Origin of the sequence: Streptomyces sp. GSL17-111 (assembly GCF_037911585.1) — a bacterium.
Classification (GTDB): Bacteria; Actinomycetota; Actinomycetes; order Streptomycetales; family Streptomycetaceae; genus Streptomyces.
In genome coordinates this window covers 421,859-438,699 of record NZ_JBAJNS010000001.1, presented here as the reverse complement: position 1 = coordinate 438,699, position 16,841 = coordinate 421,859, and the positions used below count along the sequence as shown (strand labels likewise).

Here is a 16,841-nt window from a genome sequence, read left to right as displayed (position 1 = left end):
CAGCTCCCGACCCCTCCACACAAGAGGACGAAAGTTTCCCCGTGAGCGAGTCAGCGCACGATCGTGCGGTCGTCGTGAACGCACCCCCCTCCCCGGATGACGGGCTGACCCCGGCCCAGCTGGCGGCCAAGTACGGCCTGACGGTCAGCGGCGCCCGGCCGTCGCTGCCCGCCTACGTGCGGCAGCTGTGGGCGCGGAGGCACTTCATCGGCGCCTTCTCCCGGGCCAAGCTCCAGGCCCAGTACAGCCAGGCCAAGCTCGGGCAGCTGTGGCAGGTCGCCACCCCGCTGCTCAACGCCCTGGTGTACTTCTTCATCTTCGGGATCCTGCTGGACGCCAGGGGAGGCGTCCCCGGCGGAGGCGAGAACTACATCCCGTTCCTGGTGATCGGCGTCTTCGTCTTCACCTTCACCCAGCAGTCGGTGCTCTCCGGGGTGCGGGCGATCTCCGGGAACGTCGGACTGGTGCGGGCCCTGCACTTCCCCCGTGCCTCGCTGCCGATCTCCTTCGCGCTGCAGCAGCTCCAGCAGCTGATGTACGCGATGATCGTGATGTTCGTGGTGCTGCTCGCCTTCGGGCAGGTCCCGGCGTGGTCCTGGCTGCTGGTGCTGCCCATCCTGGTGCTGCAGTTCGTCTTCAACAGCGGAGTGGCCATGATCATGGCCCGTCTCGGCAGCCACACCCCGGACCTGGCCCAGCTCATGCCGTTCGTGCTGCGGACGTGGATGTACGCCTCGGGCGTGATGTTCCCCCTCCAGCACATGATGACCGAGCGGGCCTCGCTGCCCACCTGGGCGGCCGACGTCGCCGCCGCCAACCCGGCGGCGGTCTTCATGGACCTCATGCGCTTCGCGCTGATCGACGACTACACCTACGCAGATCTGGCGCCCTTCCCGTGGCTGCTCGCGCTCGGGTGGGCCCTGTTCGCCGGTGTGCTGGGCTTCGTCTACTTCTGGAAGGCCGAGGAGCGGTATGGCCGTGGCTGAAACGACACGTCCGACGGACACGGTGGGACCTGCGGCGGGCGACGGGCGCCGACCGACGGTCATCGCCGACGACGTCCACATCGTCTACCGGGTCTACGGCGCGGGCGGCGGCCGGGGGAGCGCCACCGCCGCCCTGAACCGCATCGTGCGCCGCAGGCCCAGTGGCCGGGTGCGCGAGGTGCACGCCGTCAAGGGCGTGAGCTTCACCGCCTACCGGGGCGAGGCCATCGGCCTGATCGGCTCGAACGGCTCGGGGAAGTCCACGCTGCTGCGGGCCATCGCCGGGCTGCTGCCGGTGGAGAGCGGCAAGGTCTACACCGACGGGCAGCCGTCCCTGCTCGGCGTCAACGCGGCGCTGCTCAACGACCTGACCGGCGAGCGCAACGTCGTGCTCGGCGGGCTGGCGATGGGCATGTCGCGCGAGGAGGTGCGGGAGCGGTACGAGGAGATCGTCGACTTCTCCGGCATCAACGAGAAGGGCGACTTCATCACCCTGCCGATGCGCACCTACTCCTCCGGCATGGCCGCCCGGCTCCGGTTCTCCATCGCGGCGGCCAAGCGGCACGACGTCCTCATGATCGACGAGGCGCTCGCGACCGGTGACAAGAAGTTCCAGAAGCGCTCCGAGGCCCGCATCCGCGAGCTGCGCAGGGAGGCCGGCACGGTCTTCCTCGTCAGCCACAACAACAAGTCCATCCGGGACACCTGCGACCGGGTGCTGTGGCTGGAGAAGGGCGAACTGCGCATGGACGGTCCCACGGAGACGGTCCTGAAGGCGTACGAGGAGTTCACGGGCAAGTAGCCGCCGGTGCGTGGTGGCGTAGAGACCCCCGTCCTGCGGGCGGGGGTCTCGACGCGTGCCGTCAGCCAGGTGGCGGGGCCTGTGCGGCGGAGGCCGACATACAACATATGGTGATCGGAGTCGTGCACCAATATGGCGTGTCCGATATGACGATTATCTTGATGTCGGGTGAGAAACGGAGACGTGACGGCGATGGCGACGGGGAGTCCGTGATGACGGCGCAGGACCCGGCGGCCCCGCGCACCGCCGACGGCGACCATCCGCCCGGTGGTACGCACCGCGACGCCACGGCGGGGACGCTGGCCAAGGCGGCCCGGGAGAACTTCCCCGTGGCGCCCCGCTTCCTCCCCGCGGCCTGGCGCGACGACCTCATGGCCGTCTACGGCTACGCCCGGCTCGTCGACGACATCGGCGACGGCGACCTGACCCCCGGTGGCGACGACGCCCGGTGGCTGGGCGTCGCACCCGAGCACGCGGAGGACCGCACGGCCCTGCTCGACGCGGTCGAGGCCGACGTGCGGCGGGTCTGCGCCGCAGCGGCAGCGCCCGGTGACGCGGAGCCGCCCCGGCACCCGCTGCTGCGCGCCCTGCGGCCCGCCGTCCGCCGCCACGGCCTCACGCCCGGACCGTTCCTCGCCCTCATCGAGGCCAACCGGCTCGACCAGCACCGCCGGACCTACGCCACCTGGGACGACCTGCTGGCCTACTGCGAGCTGTCCGCCAACCCCGTGGGCCACCTGGTGCTCGCCGTCACCGGCACCACCAGCCCCGAGCGCGTCCGCCGGTCCGACGCCGTGTGCACCGCCCTCCAGGTCGTCGAGCACCTCCAGGACGTCGCCGAGGACTTCGGACAGGGCCGCGTCTACCTCCCGGCCGAGGACATGGACCGGTTCGGGGTGCGTGAGCGCGACCTGGCCGCGCCCAGCGCCTCGGCCGCCGTGCGCACCCTCGTCGCGTTCGAGGCGGAACGTTCCCGCGTACTCCTGGACGAGGGCGTGCCGCTGGTCGGCAGCGTCTCCGGACGGCTGCGCCTCCTGCTCGCCGGTTTCACCGGCGGCGGCCGGGCCGCGCTGCACGCGATCGCCGCCGCCCACCACGACGTCCTGGCCGGACCTCCGAGGGCCGGCCGCCTCACCCTGCTGCGCGAGATGACGGCGGTCCTGGCGGCCGCCCGGCGAGGAAGCCCACGATGACGCCAACGCCCACGTCCGACACGACGCACTCCCGGTCCGCCGGAGACACCGGGTCCGCCGGGAAGCCCGGAGCCCCCGGAGACGCCGGCAACCCCGGAGACCCCGGAGACCCCGGAGACGACGCCCCCGCCGCGTCGCCCGCGGTGCTCGCCGCCTACGGCTACTGCGAGGCCGTCACCGTCCAGCAGGCGCGCAACTTCGCGTTCGGCATCCGGCTGCTGCCCCCGTCGCAGCGGCGCGCCATGTCGGCCCTCTACGCCCTCGCCCGCCGCGTGGACGACATCGGCGACGGCGAACTGGACGCGGACACCAAGACCTCCCGGTTGGCCGGCACCCGGACCCTGCTCGCCCGCGTCCGCGACGGGGACGTCGCCGAGGACGACACCGACCCGGTGGCCGTCGCGCTGGCCGACGCCGCCCGCCGCTACCCCATCCCGCTGGACGCCTTCGACGAGGTCGTCGACGGCGTGCTCATGGACGTCGAGGAACGCACCTACCGCACCTGGGACGACCTGCGCGACTACTGCCGCTGCGTCGCCGGGGCCGTGGGACGGCTCTCCCTCGGCGTCTTCGGGACGCGCCCCGGCGCCCCCGAGGCGGAGCGGGCCGAGCGTTACGCCAACACCCTCGGCCTCGCGCTCCAGCTCACCAACATCCTGCGGGACCTGCGCGAGGACGCCGCGTTCGGCCGCAGTTACCTGCCGTACGAGGAGCTGGTCGCCTTCGGCTGCGTGGGCGCCTTCCGCACCGCCACCCCGCCGCCGGGCGCCGACCTCGCCGGGCTCGTCCACCACCAGGCCCGCCGGGCCCGCGAGCTGTTCACCGAGGGGTACCGGCTGCTGCCGATGCTCGACCGGCGCTCGGGTGCCTGCGTCGCCGCGATGGCGGGCATCTACCGCAAGCTCCTGGACCGCATCGAGGCCGACCCGGCGGCCGTGCTCCGGGGCCGGGTCAGCGTCCCGGCCGGGCACAAGGCGCTGACGGTCGTGCGCGGGCTCTCCGGCGTCGACGGACTCGTCGTGGGCCGGCGCGTGCGGCGGGAGCTGCGCAGGAGCGCCGGGTGACGCGCCCGGCCGCTCCGCCCGCCCAGGGCGCCCCGGGACGACCGGGGACCGAGGGGCGCGCCACCGTCGTCGGTGGCGGCCTCGCCGGGATCACCGCGGCGCTCGACCTGGCCGACGCGGGGCTCGCGGTCACCCTGCTCGAGTCGCGCCCCCGGCTGGGCGGACTGGCCTTCTCCTTCGCGCGCTCCTCCCCGGCGGGGGAGCTGAGCGTCGACAACGGACAACACGTCCACCTGCGGTGCTGCACCGCCTACCTGGCCTTCCTCGACCGGATCGGCGCGCGCGGGCTCGCCCCCCTGCAGCGGCGGCTGGACATCCCGGTGCTGGACGTCGGCCGCCCCCGGCCCCGGCTGGGCCGCATCCGCCGCACGGCCGCCCCGGTGCCGCTGCACCTGGCCACGGCGCTGGCCACCTACCCCCACCTGCGCCCCTCCGAGCGCCTGGCCGCCGCCCGCGCCGCGCTCGCCCTGCGCGGCCTGGACCCGGCCGACCCCGCCCTGGACGCCGTGGACTTCGGCGGCTGGCTGCGCCGCCACGGCCAGTCCGACCGCAGCATCGCGGCGCTGTGGGACCTGGTCGGGGTGGCCACGCTCAACGCCCGGGCCGAGGACGTCTCCCTCGCGCTGGCCGCGATGGTCTTCCGGACCGGCCTGCTCACCGCGCCCGGCGCCGCCGACCTCGGCTGGGCCCGGGTCCCGCTCGGCCACGTGCACGACACACTCGCCCGCCGGGCCCTGGAGCGGGCCGGGGTCCGCGTGCGCACCGGCGTCCGGGTCGCGGAGCTGGGCGCCGGCCCGGCCGAGGACGGCGGCTGGCAGCCGCTGACCGCGCGCGGCGGGCGGACGGACGCCCCGCCATCGGCCGGCACGCTGGTCCTGGCCGTGCCCCAGGGCCAGGCCGCCGCGCTGCTCCCGCCGGGCGCGCTGGCCGACCCCGGGCGGCTGGGACGGATCGGGACGGCCCCCATCCTCAACGTCCACGTCGTCTACGACCGGACGGTGCTGCACCGCCCCCTCCTCGCCGCGCTGGGCAGTCCCGTCCAGTGGGTCTTCGACCGCACCGAGGCGTCCGGCCTGCCGGCGGGGGCCGGGCAGTACCTTGCGCTGTCCCAGTCGGCCGCGCAGGAGGAGATCGACGAGCCCGTCGCCGTCCTGCGCCGGCGCTACCTGCCGGAACTGGCGCGCCTGCTGCCCGCCGCGCGCGGCGCGCGGGTGCGGGACTTCTTCGTCACCCGCGAGCGGAACGCCACCTTCGCCCCGACGCCGGGCGTCGAGCGCCTGCGGCCCGCCACGCACACCAGTGCGCCGGGTGTATACCTTGCGGGCGCATGGTGCGCCACCGGGTGGCCCGCGACCATGGAAAGCGCGGTACGCAGCGGCCGGACCGCTGCGCGCGAGGCTCTGGCACGCCTCGGGCAGCCGCACGGCGACGCCCCCCGGGGGTCGGCGTCAGTACGACCGCTGAACGCTAAGGAGACCTTGTGAACCCGGTGCAACCGGCTAGCGCTGGCATCGACACCGCGGGGGTGACCGCACTGCTCCACCGTGGCCGCACACTGCCGCAGGCCGAGCTGCGCTCGGCCGTGGCCCGCCTCGCCTCTCCCATGGACACCGTCGCCGCCTACCACTTCGGCTGGATCGACGCCGAGGGCCGTCCGGCCGACGGTGACGGCGGCAAGGCCGTCCGGCCCGCCCTGGCCCTGCTCTCCGCCGAAGCCGCCGGCGCCGCGCCGGAGACGGGCGTCCCCGGCGCCGTCGCGGTGGAGCTGGTGCACAACTTCTCGCTGCTGCACGACGACCTCATGGACGGTGACGAGCAGCGCCGCCACCGTGACACCGTCTGGAAGGTCCACGGGCCCGCGCAGGCCATCCTCGTCGGCGACGCACTCTTCGCCCTCGCGGGCGAGATACTGCTCGAACTGGGCACCCCCGAGGCCGCCCGCGCCACCCGCCGCCTCACCGCCGCCACCCGTGCGCTGATCGACGGCCAGGCGCAGGACATCTCCTTCGAGCACCGCGAGCGGGTCGACGTCGCCGAGTGCCTGGAGATGGAGGGCAACAAGACGGGCGCCCTGCTGGCCTGCTCCGCCTCGATCGGCGCCGTCCTCGGCGGAGCGGACGAGGCCGCCGCCGACGCGCTGCACGCCTACGGGCACCACCTGGGCCTGGCCTTCCAGGCCGTCGACGACGTGCTCGGCATCTGGGGCGACCCCCAGTCGACGGGCAAGCTCACCTGGAGCGACCTGCGCCAGCGCAAGAAGTCCCTGCCGGTGGTGGCGGCACTGGCCGCGGGCGGCCCGGCGGCGGAGCGGCTCGGCGAGCTGCTGGCGGCCGACGCCAAGAAGAGCGCGGCGGAGTTCGAGGACTTCGACGAGGCGGAGTTCGCGACGCGGGCCGCGCTGATCGAGGAGGCCGGGGGCCGGTCCTGGACCGAGGCGGAGGCCCGGCGCCGGCACGAGGTGGCCGTCCGTGCGCTGGACGGCGTCGACATGCCCTCCGGTGTCCGGGCCCAGTTCACCGACCTGGCGGACTTCGTCGTGGAGCGCCGCCGCTGACCGCCTGACCGCTGCGCCGGACCCGGGCCCGCCGGGCCCCGGGTCCGGCGCGTCTCCGGCCGAGCTCCGAGCCCCGGCCTCACTCCAGGAAGTGCTCGCGCAGGCGCCCGCGCGCCGTGTCGTCGATGCCCAACCCGGTGCTGAGATAGGTGTCCACGTCGCCCCAGTGCTCGGCGATCGCCGCGTAGGCGGCGGCGAGGTAGGCCGGGCGGGCGTCGAAGAACGGTGCGAGCAGCTCCCGCACCTCGGGGTCGATGCCGCGCCGTTCGCCCTCCTCGCGGTCCGCGTCCCCCCGGTGCACCTTGTAGCGCCGGTGCGGGTCGTTGGACAGGAGGTAGTCCGCCTCGATGGCCTCCTGCTCGACGCCCAGCGCCAGCAGGGTGATCGCGACGGACAGGCCCGCGCGGTCCTTCCCGGCGGCGCAGTGCACGAGCACCGGCACGCTGCCCGCCGCCAGGTCGCTCAGGACGCGGCGGTGCTCGGCCGTCCGGTTGAGCACGATGTCCCGGTAGGACTCCTGCATCCGCACCACCGCCCGGCCGCCGGCCAGCTCCTCGCGCAGCCGCTCCACCGCGCCGTCCCGCACGAGCTGCCAGAACTCCGCGCCGTGCGCGGGGTCGCTCAGGGGTATGTTCACGTTCCGCACGCCCGGCAGGGCCACGTCGAGGCCGTCCAGCGCCTGGTCGGCCTCGTTGCGGAAGTCGTAGACGGTGTGCAGTCCGAGCCCGCTCAGGAACGCGGCGTCCTCCTCGGTGGCCCGCGCGAGGTGACCGCTGCGGTACAGCATGCCGTGCCGCACCCGGCGGCCGTCCGTGGTCGGCAGGCCGCCGAGGTCGCGGAAATTGCGTACACCGGCGAGGACGGGCTCAAGGGCTTCGGACGTCACAGGCGCTCCTAACGGCTGGCAGGGGGGGGCGGCTCGTCCGACGATACGGCACCGGGTTACCGGCAGGTCAGACCACGTACGCCTAGGCTGGACGGGTGACCGGTGAGCTCTTCCCGCGCCCCGCCGCCGAGATCGCCCCGGGGGCCGTCCACCTGCCCGGTCTGCTGGGCCGGGAGGCGCAGCGCGAGCTGCTGGCGGCGTGCCGGGAGTGGGCGCGGCCGCCGGCCGGGCTGCGGACGGTCCGGATGCCGCGCGGCGGGCGGATGTCGGTGCGGCAGCTCAGCCTCGGCTGGCACTGGTACCCCTACGGCTACGCCCGCACGGTCGTGGACGGCGACGGTGCGCCCGTCAAGCCGTTCCCGGAGTGGCTGGGGGAGTGGGCCCGGGAGGCGGTCGGCGAGGCCTACGGACGTCCGGAGACGGCGGCCTACGACGTCGCGCTCGTCAACTTCTACGACGCGTCCGCGCGGATGGGCATGCACCGGGACAGCGACGAGCGGTCCCCGGCGCCGGTGGTCTCCTTCAGCCTCGGCGACACCTGCGTCTTCCGGTTCGGCCGTCCCGAGGGGCGCGGCCGTCCCTGGACGGACGTGGAACTGGCCTGCGGCGACGCCTTCGTGTTCGGCGGCCCGGCCCGGCTGGCCTACCACGGGGTGCCGCGCACCCGTCCGGGTACCGCTCCGCCCGACCTGGGCCTGCGGGGCCGGGTCAACGTCACGGTGCGGCAGCGCTGAGACGGGCGCCCCCGCCGCGACCTGAACCCGCTTCCGGCGGGCCCGAACGCCCGCACGACGTTCTCACCCGTTCGGGGTTGGCGAGGGGTGGCGAATCCGCTGACCGGGCCCTTTCCGGCAGGTGGGGCCCACTAGCGTGAGGCCCGCCGCTCACCGGCGGGTGCCGCTCTCCCCGCCGGGACCGGAACCACCCCGACCGCTAAGGACCGCGATGCCCGAACCCCCCAGCCGTGTGACGGAGATCGGAAGAGGAATCTCCTCTTCCGATCTGTTCGCCGAACCGGTGCCCCGCCCACCGCACCGTGCGTCCGCCGAGGACACCGCACCGCCGCCCGGCCCCGGCACACGGCACGGCAGCGGTACGGACGGCCCCGAGGCGCGTCGCCTGCTGCGCCTGGCGGTCCTCCCCGCCGGGCTCACCGCCGTCGTCGCCGCCGCCCTGGTCGGCTGGCTGCTGCGGGCGGGGGCCGTCCTCACCGGACCGGAACCGGGCAGCGGCACCGTGGGGGCGGTACTCGCCACGGCGACCGTGCTGTGCTGCGCGATCGTCATGGGCGGCGCGTACGCGGCCTGGACGCAGGCGCGCTCCACCACCGCGCGCTACGCCGCCCTGCGTCGGGAGGCCGTCCGCAACCAGGAGGCGCTGCGCACGCTCCTGGCCCGGCTGGAGCGGGGCGAGCGACCGGCCCGGCCGGACCTTCCGCTCGTCCCCGAGCCCGAGGGGGACGCCTTCGGCCTGCTGGCCCACGAGTGCACGCTGGCGCAGCGCACCGCCGAGGCGGCGGTCGTCGAGGCCGCGTTGCTGACGCGCGGGGGAGAGGTGGACGGCCGGGAGAAGGTCGAGGTGTTCGTCAACCTGGCCCGCCGCCTGCAGTCCCTCGTGCACCGGGAGATCGAACTGCTCGACGAGCTGGAGAACGACGTCGAGGACCCGGATCTGCTGAAGGGCCTCTTCCAGGTCGACCACCTCGCGACCCGGGTGCGGCGGCACGCGGAGAACCTGGCCGTGCTCGGCGGAGCCGTCTCCCGCCGCCAGTGGACGCGGCCGGTCACGGCCACCGAGGTGCTCCGCTCCGCCATCGCGGAGGTCGAGCAGTACCCACGCGTCAAACTGCTGCCGCCCGTGCAGGGCACCGTGCGCGGCCACGCCGTGGCCGACGTCATCCACCTGCTCGCCGAACTGGTCGAGAACGCCACGGTCTTCTCCTCGCCCCGGACCTCCGTCTCCCTGCGGGCCCAGTACGTCACGGCCGGGCTCGCGGTGGAGGTCGAGGACCGCGGCCTCGGCATGACGGGCGCCGAGCTCGCCCGGATGAACGCCCTCCTCGCCGACCCACGGCGGCTCAACGTCTCCGAGCTGCTCCAGGACGGCCGCATCGGCCTGTTCGTCGTCTCGCAGCTCGCCCGGCGGCACGGCATCGCCGTCCGGCTCCAGAGCAACATCTACGGCGGCGTGCAGGCGGTGCTCGTCCTCCCGAAGACGCTCCTGGGCGACCCGGCGGACGACGGGGCGGAGGCGGACGGCCTCCAGCTGGACGGCTTCCCGCCGGACGCCCCCGACTCCCTGCCCGCACCGGACGGCTACGCCCCCTCGGCGCCGCCCGCGCTGCCCGGGAACGTCCCACGGCCACCGGCCCCGCACGGGGCCCCGGTGCTCGACGTCCCCGCGCCACGGGCGGCGCCCGCGCCCCCGTTCGCCTCGGGCGGGCCGTACCCGCACCCGCAGGACCGTCCGCTGCTCCCGCGCCGCCGTCGCCAGGAGCACCTGGTGCCCGAACTGCGCGACCCGCCGCAGGCCCCCCGGGAGCACGACGGCGCCGAGCCCGAGCCCGACCCCGGCCTCATCGCGGCCTTCCGCCGGGGCACCGGCCTCGCCGAGGACCAGCCGACCCCGCGTCCGGTCCACCCCCTCGACGTCCCCGACCTCTTCCCCGACGGCCTCCGCTGAGCCGCCCGCATCCCCGCCGTCATGCCCAAGGAGACGAACCCCCTCATGGTGAGCGAAGCGCCCGCCGGGCCCCCCACCGACCTGTCCTGGCTGCTGGCCGGCCTCGTCCAGCGCGTACCGCACACCCGCAGCGCCCTGCTGCTCTCGGCCGACGGCCTGGTGAAGGCCGCGCACGGCCTAGAGGCGGACGTCGCCGACCACCTCGCCGCCCTGGCGTCCGGCCTGTACGCGCTCGGCCGCAGCGCGGGCGTGCGGTTCGGCGGGGGAGGCGAGGTGCGGCAGGTGCTCGTGGAACTGGACACCTCGCTGCTGTTCGTCTCCACCGCCGGTCAGGGTGCCTGCCTCGCGGTGCTGGCGGAGCGGAAGGCCGACGCCGCCGTCCTCGGCTACGAGACGGCCATGCTCGTCAAGAGCGTCCGCCCCTTCCTGGCCACGCCCGCGCGGCAGCGGACGGGACGCTGAGCCGCCGTGTCCGCTCCGGAGACGCACACCCGGCCGGACGGCGCGGCGGGGCGCCTGGTGCGCCCGTACACCGTCTGCGGGGGACGGACCCGGCCCTCGTCCGCCTTCGACCTGCTGACCCTCGTCATGGCCACGGGACGCGGCGCGGGGGCGGCGCACCACCCGGGTGTGCTCGGCCCCGAGCACGCCCGGGTCCTGCGGCTGTGCGCCGGGCCGACGCCGGTGGCCGAGATCGCCGCGCACATCCGGCTGCCGGCGGTGGTCACCAAGGTGCTGCTGTCCGACCTGCTGGACTGCGGGGCCGTCACCGCCCGGGCTCCGGCGCCCTACGGGCACGGCCGGGGACGCACCGACCGCGATCTGCTGGAGGCAGTGCTGCATGGACTCCGAACCCGCCTGTGACGTCTTTCCCGAGTCGCTGAAGATCCTCGTCGCCGGTGGCTTCGGCGTCGGCAAGACGACGTTCGTCGGCGCCGTCAGCGAGATCGAACCGCTCAGCACCGAGGAGCTCCTCACCGAGGCCGGAGAGGGTCTCGACGACCTGGCGGGCGTCGAGACCAAGCGCACGACCACCGTCGCCATGGACTTCGGCCGCATCACGCTCGGGACGCGGCACGTGCTCTACCTCTTCGGCACCCCCGGGCAGGAACGCTTCTGGTTCCTGTGGGACGAGCTGAGTGCCGGGGCGCTCGGCGCGGTCGTCCTCGCGGACACCCGCAGGCTGCACGACTGCTTCTCGGCCGTGGACTTCTTCGAACGGCGGGGCCTCGGCTTCGTCGTCGCCGTCAACGAGTTCGACGGAGCCCACCGCTATCCGCCGGAGGAGGTCCGCGCCGCCCTCGATCTCGGCCCGGAGGTACCGGTCATGTGCTGCGACGCGCGTCACGCCGCCTCCGTCACCCAGGTCCTCGTCACCCTCGTCACGCATCTGCTCGCCACCAGGAGTGCCCATGCCCCCGATGTCGTATGACCCGACCACGCACCTGCTGCTCACGCCGCGGGACGACGAGGCGCCCGCGCGGGCCGTGCGGTTGCGGGAGCTCGGGCTGGGCGACTCCCCCGTACCGGAGCTCGACGCGTTCGCCCGCGAGCTCGCCCGGCGGACGGCCGCCCCGTACGCCATGGTCAACTTCATCGACCGGCAGCGCCAGTACTTCGCCGGTCTGTACACGCCCGCGTCCGACCGGGCGGAGGAGCGGGGCGAGGCAGCGCCCGACTCCCGCGTCGGCCGCACGATGACGCGGGACCAGGGGTACTGCCCGCACGTGATCGTGCGCCGCAAGGCCCTGGTGCTGGAAGACGTCTGCGACTACCCGCGCTTCGCCGGGAACCCGGTCGTCGACGAGATCGGGGTCCGCTCCTACCTCGGCGCTCCCGTGATCGACCGGACCGGGACGGCCCTCGGCACGGTCTGCGTCGTCGACCGCGAGCCCCGGCCCTGGGGGCGGCCGGGCCTGGAGACCATCAAGACCATGGCCGCCGAACTCGCCGAGCGGCTCCAGCGCCGCGCGGACACCCGCTGACCGGCGGCACGGGCCGGCCCCGGCGTCACTGCGCGGCGGCCAGCGGCAGGGGGACCGTGACCCGCTCGGGCGGCCCGGGGCGCGCGTAGTACCACCCCTGGGCCGAGTCGCAGCCCAGCTCCCGCAGGTGGGCGGCCTGCGCCGCCGTCTCCACGCCCTCCACGGTCACCGAGAGGTCCAGCACGTGCGCCAGCGAGACGATGCCCTCCACGATCTTGAGGTCGACCGGGTCGGCCGGGTGCTGCTGGAGACCCCGGGTGAAGGACCGGTCCAGCTTCAGCGTGCTGGCGGGCAGCCTGCGCAGGCTGGCCAGGTTCGAGTAGCCGGTGCCGAAGTCGTCCAGGGCGATGCCGACGCCCAGTTCGGCCAGCTGGCGCAGCGGTTTGAGCTCGGCGTCGTCCGCCCGGATCATCGCCGACTCCGTGACCTCCAGGCACAGCGACTCCGGCGGCAGCCCGGCGTTCTCCAGCACCGCGACCGTCTCCGACACCAGGTCGGGGTGGCTGAGCTGACGCGGCGAGAGGTTGACGTTGACGCGCAGCGGGCGCGCGCCGCCGATGCCCCGCACCTGCCACTCGCAGGCCTGGCGCACGGCCTCCTCCAGCACCCAGCGGCCCAGCGGCACGATGAGCCCGGTGTGTTCGGCCAGCGGGATGAACCGGTCCGGGCCGAGCACGCCGTGCCGGGGGTGTTCCCAGCGCACCAGCGCCTCGGCGCCCTCCACACCGCCGTCGCACATCCGCACCAGCGGCTGGTACTCGATGAAGAACTCGTGTCCCTCGAGCGCGGCGGGCAGCCGGTTGGTGAGGCTGTGACGGCTGATGACCCGGGCGTCGGAGTCGGGGTCGGCCAGCTCGTAGCGGTTGCCGCCCTGGGCCTTCGCGCGGTACATCGTGATGTCCGCGCTGCGCAGCACCTCGGCCGCCGTCCGTTCGCCGGCCGGCCCCTCCACGATGCCGATGCTGGTTCGCACCGGCAGCTCGCGGCCGTCCACCAGCACGGGTGTGGACAGCGCCTCCAGCGCGCGCTCGGCGAGATCGGTGATGTCCCGGGTGGAGTGCGGGTCGTTGATGAGGGCGACGAACTCGTCCCCGCCGATCCGTGCCACGAGCTGGCCCGGGCCCTTCACGCAGTTCTGCAGCCGCTCGGCGACGGCGACGAGCAACTGGTCGCCCACGGCGTGGCCGAGGCTGTCGTTGACGGTCTTGAAGCCGTCCAGGTCCAGGTAGCACAGGCCGAAACGGGCCGCGTCGCCCTCCCGGGCGAGGGTCTGCTCCAACCGCTCGAAGAACAGCGTGCGGTTCGGCAGGTCCGTCAGCGCGTCGTGGGTGGCCTCGTAGCGCAGCCGCAGGTGCAGGAGCCTGCGCTCGGTGATGTCCTCCATCAGCGCCAGCATGAGGCGCGGGGTGCCGTCCGGATCGCGCAGGAGCGACACCGTCAGGTGGGTCCACAGCACCGTGCCGTCGGGCCGGTGGTAAGGCTTCTCCGCCCGGAAGTGGTCGCGTTCGCCGCGCACCAGCTCGTCGTACATGCGCCACACCGTGGGCCCGTCGTCGGGGTGGACCCAGCTGGTGATGCGGCGGTCCCGCACGAGCTCCTCGTTGCCCCCGAACATGCGGGTGAGGGCGCTGTTCACCTCGATCACGCGGCCGTCCAGGGTACCGATCCCGATGCCGATGGTGGCGCCCTCGAAGACGGCCCGGAACCGCGTCTCGCTCTCGTGGAGGGCCCGTTCGATCTCCGACTGGGCCTTCAGCGCCGCCCGGGAGAGGGCCTCCTGCTCCGCGCGGGTGCGCTCCTGGAGGGCGCGTGCGAACCCCGCCGCGACGGCGTGCTGGAGGCGCGCGCAGCGGGCCCGGCCCTCCTCGGCGGGCAGCCGGTCGGGGTCGGAGCAGTAGAGCAGCAGGTAGGCGTCGACGACACCGAGGATCTGCGGGAGCGACTCCGGTGCGGTGCAGTGCGCCGCGACCAGCTCCTGCCCGACCGCGCGGGCCGGTACCGGGTCGAACGGCCGGGCGTGCAGGGTGGTGCTCAGCAACTCCGCCAGCGGAACGAGGTGTTCCTCGAACTCCGCGCGCGTCATGCAGGTGGCCGTGGTGGGGTAGACGGCACGGCTCCAGATCGTCGCGAAGCGCCGCAGCCCGTCGGGGTGCGGGCCGGGACGGTGCGGGCGGGCGGCCCCCGGCCCGTCCGCGTCCTTCGGGGCTGTGTTCACGCTTTTCGTCCCACCCCTGCGAACCCGGTGAAGACCACCGGGTCCTCGTGCTCCGTCGACCCTTCCGGACGCCAGTTCGGCATGGCGACCAGACCCGGCTCGACCAGCTCGAACCCCTCGAAGAAACGGTCCACCTCGGCGGCCGAGCGCATGATCAGCCGGGAACCCACCTGTTTGTACACGTCCGAGATCTCCTGCCCCTGCCGGGCCGTGTGCGGGCCCCCGTCGGTGGAGGCGTGCGTGAGGACGAGCAGCGAACCGGGCGCCAGCCGGTCCCGCAGCTCCGCGAGGGCCTTGCCCGGCTCCTCCTCGTCCTTGATGAAGTGCAGCAGCGCCACGAGCAGCAGGGCGACCGGCCGGTCCAGGTCGAGCAGCCGGCCCACCGGTTCACTGGTGAGCACCGCCTGCGGGTCACGGAAGTCGGCGGCCACGATGTCGGCCCTCCCGTTGCCGTCCAGGACCGCGCGGCTGTGCGCGACGGCCACGGGGTCGTTGTCGACGTAGACCACGCGGGCCTCGGGGGTGGCGGCCAACGCCACCTCGTGCACGTTGCCGAACGTCGGTATGCCGGAGCCGATGTCCAGGAACTGGGTGATGCCCCGGTCCACGGCGTACCGCACGGCCCGGCGCATGAAGGCCCGGTTCGCCTGCATGAGTTTCGGCAGACCGGGGAACACCTCAATCGCCCTCCGTGCCGCCTCCCGGTCCACCTCGAAGTTGTGCGATCCGCCGAGGTAGTAGTCGTAGATCCGGGAAACACTCGGCATCGACAGGTCGATGCCCTGCGGTGCCCAGGAGGGACGTTCCATCAAAGACTCCTCATCACGATCGCCGGCGCATTGACGTTCGAGGGATGAGGCTACTGACCTGAAGTGGGTGGGAGTAAGGAAACGGAGACTCAACCTCCCGATACTGTCCTGATGTTGAGGTATATGCCCGGTTCGCGGAGGTGAAATCCTCCGGATGTGCGCCGTGTTCCCCTCCCGTGCGTCCCCCGACCGCGCCGTTTCCCGCCGGAGGCGCCGGGTACCCGCCCGGCCGGACCACCATGGAGGTGCGCACCGTGCCCGCACGAGAAGAGCTCCCGTCGACCCTGCGCCGCTCACCCGAGGGCGCCCGCCGCACGTGGATCAAGGCGCACGACTCGGCCGTGGAGACGTACGGCGAGGGCGAACGCGCCCACCGTGTCGCGTTCAGCGCGCTCAAGCACACCTACGAGAAGGTGGGCGACCACTGGGAGCGCAAGGAGAAGGGCCGCAAGGGGCCCTCCGACCCGAAGGCCGCCCGCCCGCGCGGGGCCGGCGGGCGCAGCGGCGAGGGCGTCGACGAGAGCGCGACCAAGGACCACCTGTACGACGTCGCCAAGCGGCTGGACGTCTCCGGCCGCTCGCGCATGACCAAGGGCGAGCTCCTCAGCGCGATCCGCAAGGCCAACCGCACCAGCACCCGCAGGGCCCGCTCCTGACGAACCGCCCGGGGCCCGCCCCGCGCTCGGCCACCCGGCTCAGCCGACGTAGCGCCGGGCGGCGGAACGCCGCTGCGCCCGGTCCAGGACCCGCAGCCGCGCCTCCACCCCCGGCGGCACCACCCGCCGCTCCCGCAGCACCCACGGCAGCCCCGCCAGCGCCAGGCCGAACGCCCGCAGCGAGGCCCGGTCGCGGGGCACGCTGCGGGCGAGGTGCAGCGTCCGGTCGAGGGCGGCAGGCAGCGGTCGGCGCAGCCAGCCGAACCACAGGGTGTTCCGCAGGCCCACCACGCGCCGTCCGGTGGCGTCCCGCGCCGGGGACGGCTGGTGGTGGACGGTGACGTCGGGGGCGTAGGCCAGCCACCAGCCGCCGGTCATCAGGTCGGTGGCCAGCAGTTCCTCCTCGCCGCCCAGCCACAGCCGGGGTGAGAACCCGCCGGCCCGCCGGAAGGCGTCCGTGCGCAGCACCGTGGCGGCGGCCAGGAAGGAGCCGAGCGCGGGGCCGGGCAACCAGTCCGGGCCCCTCAGCGGGGACTCGCGCAGCTCGCGGACGATGGGGTCCTCCGTCCCCGCGGGCTCGACGAGGATGCGCCCGGTGACGGCCCCGAGGCCGGGGGCCGACTCCAGCAGTTCCACCGCCCGCGCCAGCGCACCCGGCGCCCACCAGGAGTCGTCGTCACAGAACGCCACGTAGGGCGTGCGGACGTGCTCGATCGCGAGGTTCCGCCCGACGGCGCCGAGGTTCCGGGAGGCCCGCAGCAGCCGCACCCGTGGGTGGAGCCGTGCCACCGCGTCCGGGGTGCCGTCGGTGGAGGCGTTGTCGGTGACGAGGACCGGTGGGCCCTCCGGCAGTCGCGCCATCCGGTCCAGTGTGCGCAGCAGCGACGCGCGCCGGTTGCGCGTGATGACGACGACGGAGACCTTGGCCCCCGCTCGCCGGGCCGCGCCGTCCTGGTCCTCGATGGTCATGCTCCCCCGCTCGATGTCGATGTCGATGTCGATGTCGATG

At 74.2% G+C, this 16,841-nt stretch carries 17 protein-coding genes; 13 read left to right on the top strand and 4 right to left on the bottom strand.

All coding sequences use genetic code 11. The features are described from left to right. The first annotated feature begins 41 nt into the window (after positions 1-41). The 6 genes from V6D49_RS02060 (at position 42) to V6D49_RS02035 (ending at position 6,599) form a co-directional block, all read left to right on the top strand. Entirely contained in the window at positions 42-986 is a 945-nt protein-coding gene (locus V6D49_RS02060; protein ID WP_340556546.1) for an ABC transporter permease, read from the top strand. After that, on the top strand, positions 973-1,788 hold the full coding sequence (locus tag V6D49_RS02055) for an ABC transporter ATP-binding protein (protein WP_340556545.1): 816 nt from the start codon (positions 973-975) through the stop codon (positions 1,786-1,788). The genes V6D49_RS02060 and V6D49_RS02055 overlap by 14 nt, the downstream gene beginning before the upstream one ends. Before the next feature lie 212 nt (positions 1,789-2,000). Further along, complete coding sequence (gene hpnC / locus V6D49_RS02050) at positions 2,001-2,981, top strand: squalene synthase HpnC (RefSeq protein ID WP_340556543.1); 981 nt, start codon at positions 2,001-2,003, stop codon at positions 2,979-2,981. Next, positions 2,978-4,045 (top strand): presqualene diphosphate synthase HpnD, encoded by a 1,068-nt coding sequence (hpnD, locus tag V6D49_RS02045; protein WP_340556541.1) that lies wholly within the window; start codon positions 2,978-2,980, stop codon positions 4,043-4,045. Before hpnC ends, hpnD begins: the two co-directional genes overlap by 4 nt. Further along, positions 4,042-5,529, top strand: a complete 1,488-nt coding sequence (gene hpnE, locus V6D49_RS02040; RefSeq protein ID WP_340556539.1) for a hydroxysqualene dehydroxylase HpnE — start codon at positions 4,042-4,044, stop codon at positions 5,527-5,529. Before hpnD ends, hpnE begins: the two co-directional genes overlap by 4 nt. Continuing rightward, positions 5,526-6,599, top strand: a complete 1,074-nt coding sequence (locus tag V6D49_RS02035) for a polyprenyl synthetase family protein (protein WP_340556538.1) — start codon at positions 5,526-5,528, stop codon at positions 6,597-6,599. The genes hpnE and V6D49_RS02035 overlap by 4 nt, the downstream gene beginning before the upstream one ends. Before the next feature lie 79 nt (positions 6,600-6,678). Here the strand turns inward: V6D49_RS02035 and V6D49_RS02030 are convergent, their stop codons facing one another. Then, the gene (locus tag V6D49_RS02030; protein ID WP_340556536.1) at positions 6,679-7,485 is read right to left on the bottom strand and encodes a tyrosine-protein phosphatase; all 807 of its coding nucleotides are present in this window, start codon (positions 7,483-7,485) and stop codon (positions 6,679-6,681) included. A gap of 95 nt (positions 7,486-7,580) precedes the next feature. Between V6D49_RS02030 and V6D49_RS02025 the strand changes: the two genes are divergently transcribed. The 6 genes from V6D49_RS02025 to V6D49_RS02000 all read left to right on the top strand — a co-directional run bounded on the left by V6D49_RS02025 (position 7,581) and on the right by V6D49_RS02000 (position 12,152). Next, positions 7,581-8,219, top strand: coding sequence for an alpha-ketoglutarate-dependent dioxygenase AlkB family protein (locus V6D49_RS02025; RefSeq protein WP_340556535.1), 639 nt, complete (start codon positions 7,581-7,583; stop codon positions 8,217-8,219). Between the two features lie 211 nt (positions 8,220-8,430). After that, complete coding sequence (locus V6D49_RS02020; RefSeq protein ID WP_340556534.1) at positions 8,431-10,167, top strand: sensor histidine kinase; 1,737 nt, start codon at positions 8,431-8,433, stop codon at positions 10,165-10,167. Positions 10,168-10,212: 45 nt separating this feature from the next. After that, positions 10,213-10,629 (top strand): roadblock/LC7 domain-containing protein, encoded by a 417-nt coding sequence (locus V6D49_RS02015; RefSeq protein WP_340563622.1) that lies wholly within the window; start codon positions 10,213-10,215, stop codon positions 10,627-10,629. A 6-nt stretch (positions 10,630-10,635) separates the two neighbouring features. Then, positions 10,636-11,031 (top strand): DUF742 domain-containing protein, encoded by a 396-nt coding sequence (locus tag V6D49_RS02010; RefSeq protein WP_340556533.1) that lies wholly within the window; start codon positions 10,636-10,638, stop codon positions 11,029-11,031. Further along, positions 11,009-11,599: a GTP-binding protein gene (locus V6D49_RS02005; RefSeq protein ID WP_340556531.1), complete on the top strand. Its 591-nt coding sequence runs from the start codon at positions 11,009-11,011 to the stop codon at positions 11,597-11,599. Before V6D49_RS02010 ends, V6D49_RS02005 begins: the two co-directional genes overlap by 23 nt. Further along, positions 11,589-12,152 (top strand): GAF domain-containing protein, encoded by a 564-nt coding sequence (locus V6D49_RS02000; protein ID WP_340563619.1) that lies wholly within the window; start codon positions 11,589-11,591, stop codon positions 12,150-12,152. The genes V6D49_RS02005 and V6D49_RS02000 overlap by 11 nt, the downstream gene beginning before the upstream one ends. Positions 12,153-12,177: 25 nt before the next feature. On the opposite strand, the gene V6D49_RS01995 is transcribed toward V6D49_RS02000, so the two are convergent. After that, positions 12,178-14,367, bottom strand: coding sequence for a putative bifunctional diguanylate cyclase/phosphodiesterase (locus tag V6D49_RS01995; protein ID WP_445330451.1), 2,190 nt, complete (start codon positions 14,365-14,367; stop codon positions 12,178-12,180). Beyond that, a complete protein-coding gene (locus tag V6D49_RS01990; protein WP_340556530.1) occupies positions 14,364-15,176 on the bottom strand; it encodes an SAM-dependent methyltransferase in 813 nt (270 codons plus the stop codon). The genes V6D49_RS01995 and V6D49_RS01990 overlap by 4 nt, the downstream gene beginning before the upstream one ends. A gap of 254 nt (positions 15,177-15,430) precedes the next feature. On the opposite strand from V6D49_RS01990, the gene V6D49_RS01985 reads away from it, so the two are divergent. After that, entirely contained in the window at positions 15,431-15,832 is a 402-nt protein-coding gene (locus tag V6D49_RS01985; RefSeq protein ID WP_340556529.1) for a ChaB family protein, read from the top strand. A gap of 39 nt (positions 15,833-15,871) precedes the next feature. On the opposite strand, the gene V6D49_RS01980 is transcribed toward V6D49_RS01985, so the two are convergent. Next, the gene (locus V6D49_RS01980; RefSeq protein WP_340556528.1) at positions 15,872-16,801 is read right to left on the bottom strand and encodes a glycosyltransferase family 2 protein; all 930 of its coding nucleotides are present in this window, start codon (positions 16,799-16,801) and stop codon (positions 15,872-15,874) included. Between the last annotated feature and the right edge of the window lie 40 nt (positions 16,802-16,841).

Coding starts and splice junctions, on each gene's coding strand:
- V6D49_RS02055 (WP_340556545.1), top strand. CDS start 973: ATGGCCGTGGCTGAAACGACACGTCCGACGGACACGGTGGGACCTGCG.
- hpnC (WP_340556543.1), top strand. CDS start 2,001: ATGACGGCGCAGGACCCGGCGGCCCCGCGCACCGCCGACGGCGACCAT.
- hpnD (WP_340556541.1), top strand. CDS start 2,978: ATGACGCCAACGCCCACGTCCGACACGACGCACTCCCGGTCCGCCGGA.
- V6D49_RS02020 (WP_340556534.1), top strand. CDS start 8,431: ATGCCCGAACCCCCCAGCCGTGTGACGGAGATCGGAAGAGGAATCTCC.
- V6D49_RS02015 (WP_340563622.1), top strand. CDS start 10,213: ATGGTGAGCGAAGCGCCCGCCGGGCCCCCCACCGACCTGTCCTGGCTG.
- V6D49_RS02005 (WP_340556531.1), top strand. CDS start 11,009: ATGGACTCCGAACCCGCCTGTGACGTCTTTCCCGAGTCGCTGAAGATC.
- V6D49_RS02000 (WP_340563619.1), top strand. CDS start 11,589: ATGTCGTATGACCCGACCACGCACCTGCTGCTCACGCCGCGGGACGAC.
- V6D49_RS01990 (WP_340556530.1), bottom strand. CDS start 15,176: ATGGAACGTCCCTCCTGGGCACCGCAGGGCATCGACCTGTCGATGCCG.
- V6D49_RS01980 (WP_340556528.1), bottom strand. CDS start 16,801: ATGACCATCGAGGACCAGGACGGCGCGGCCCGGCGAGCGGGGGCCAAG.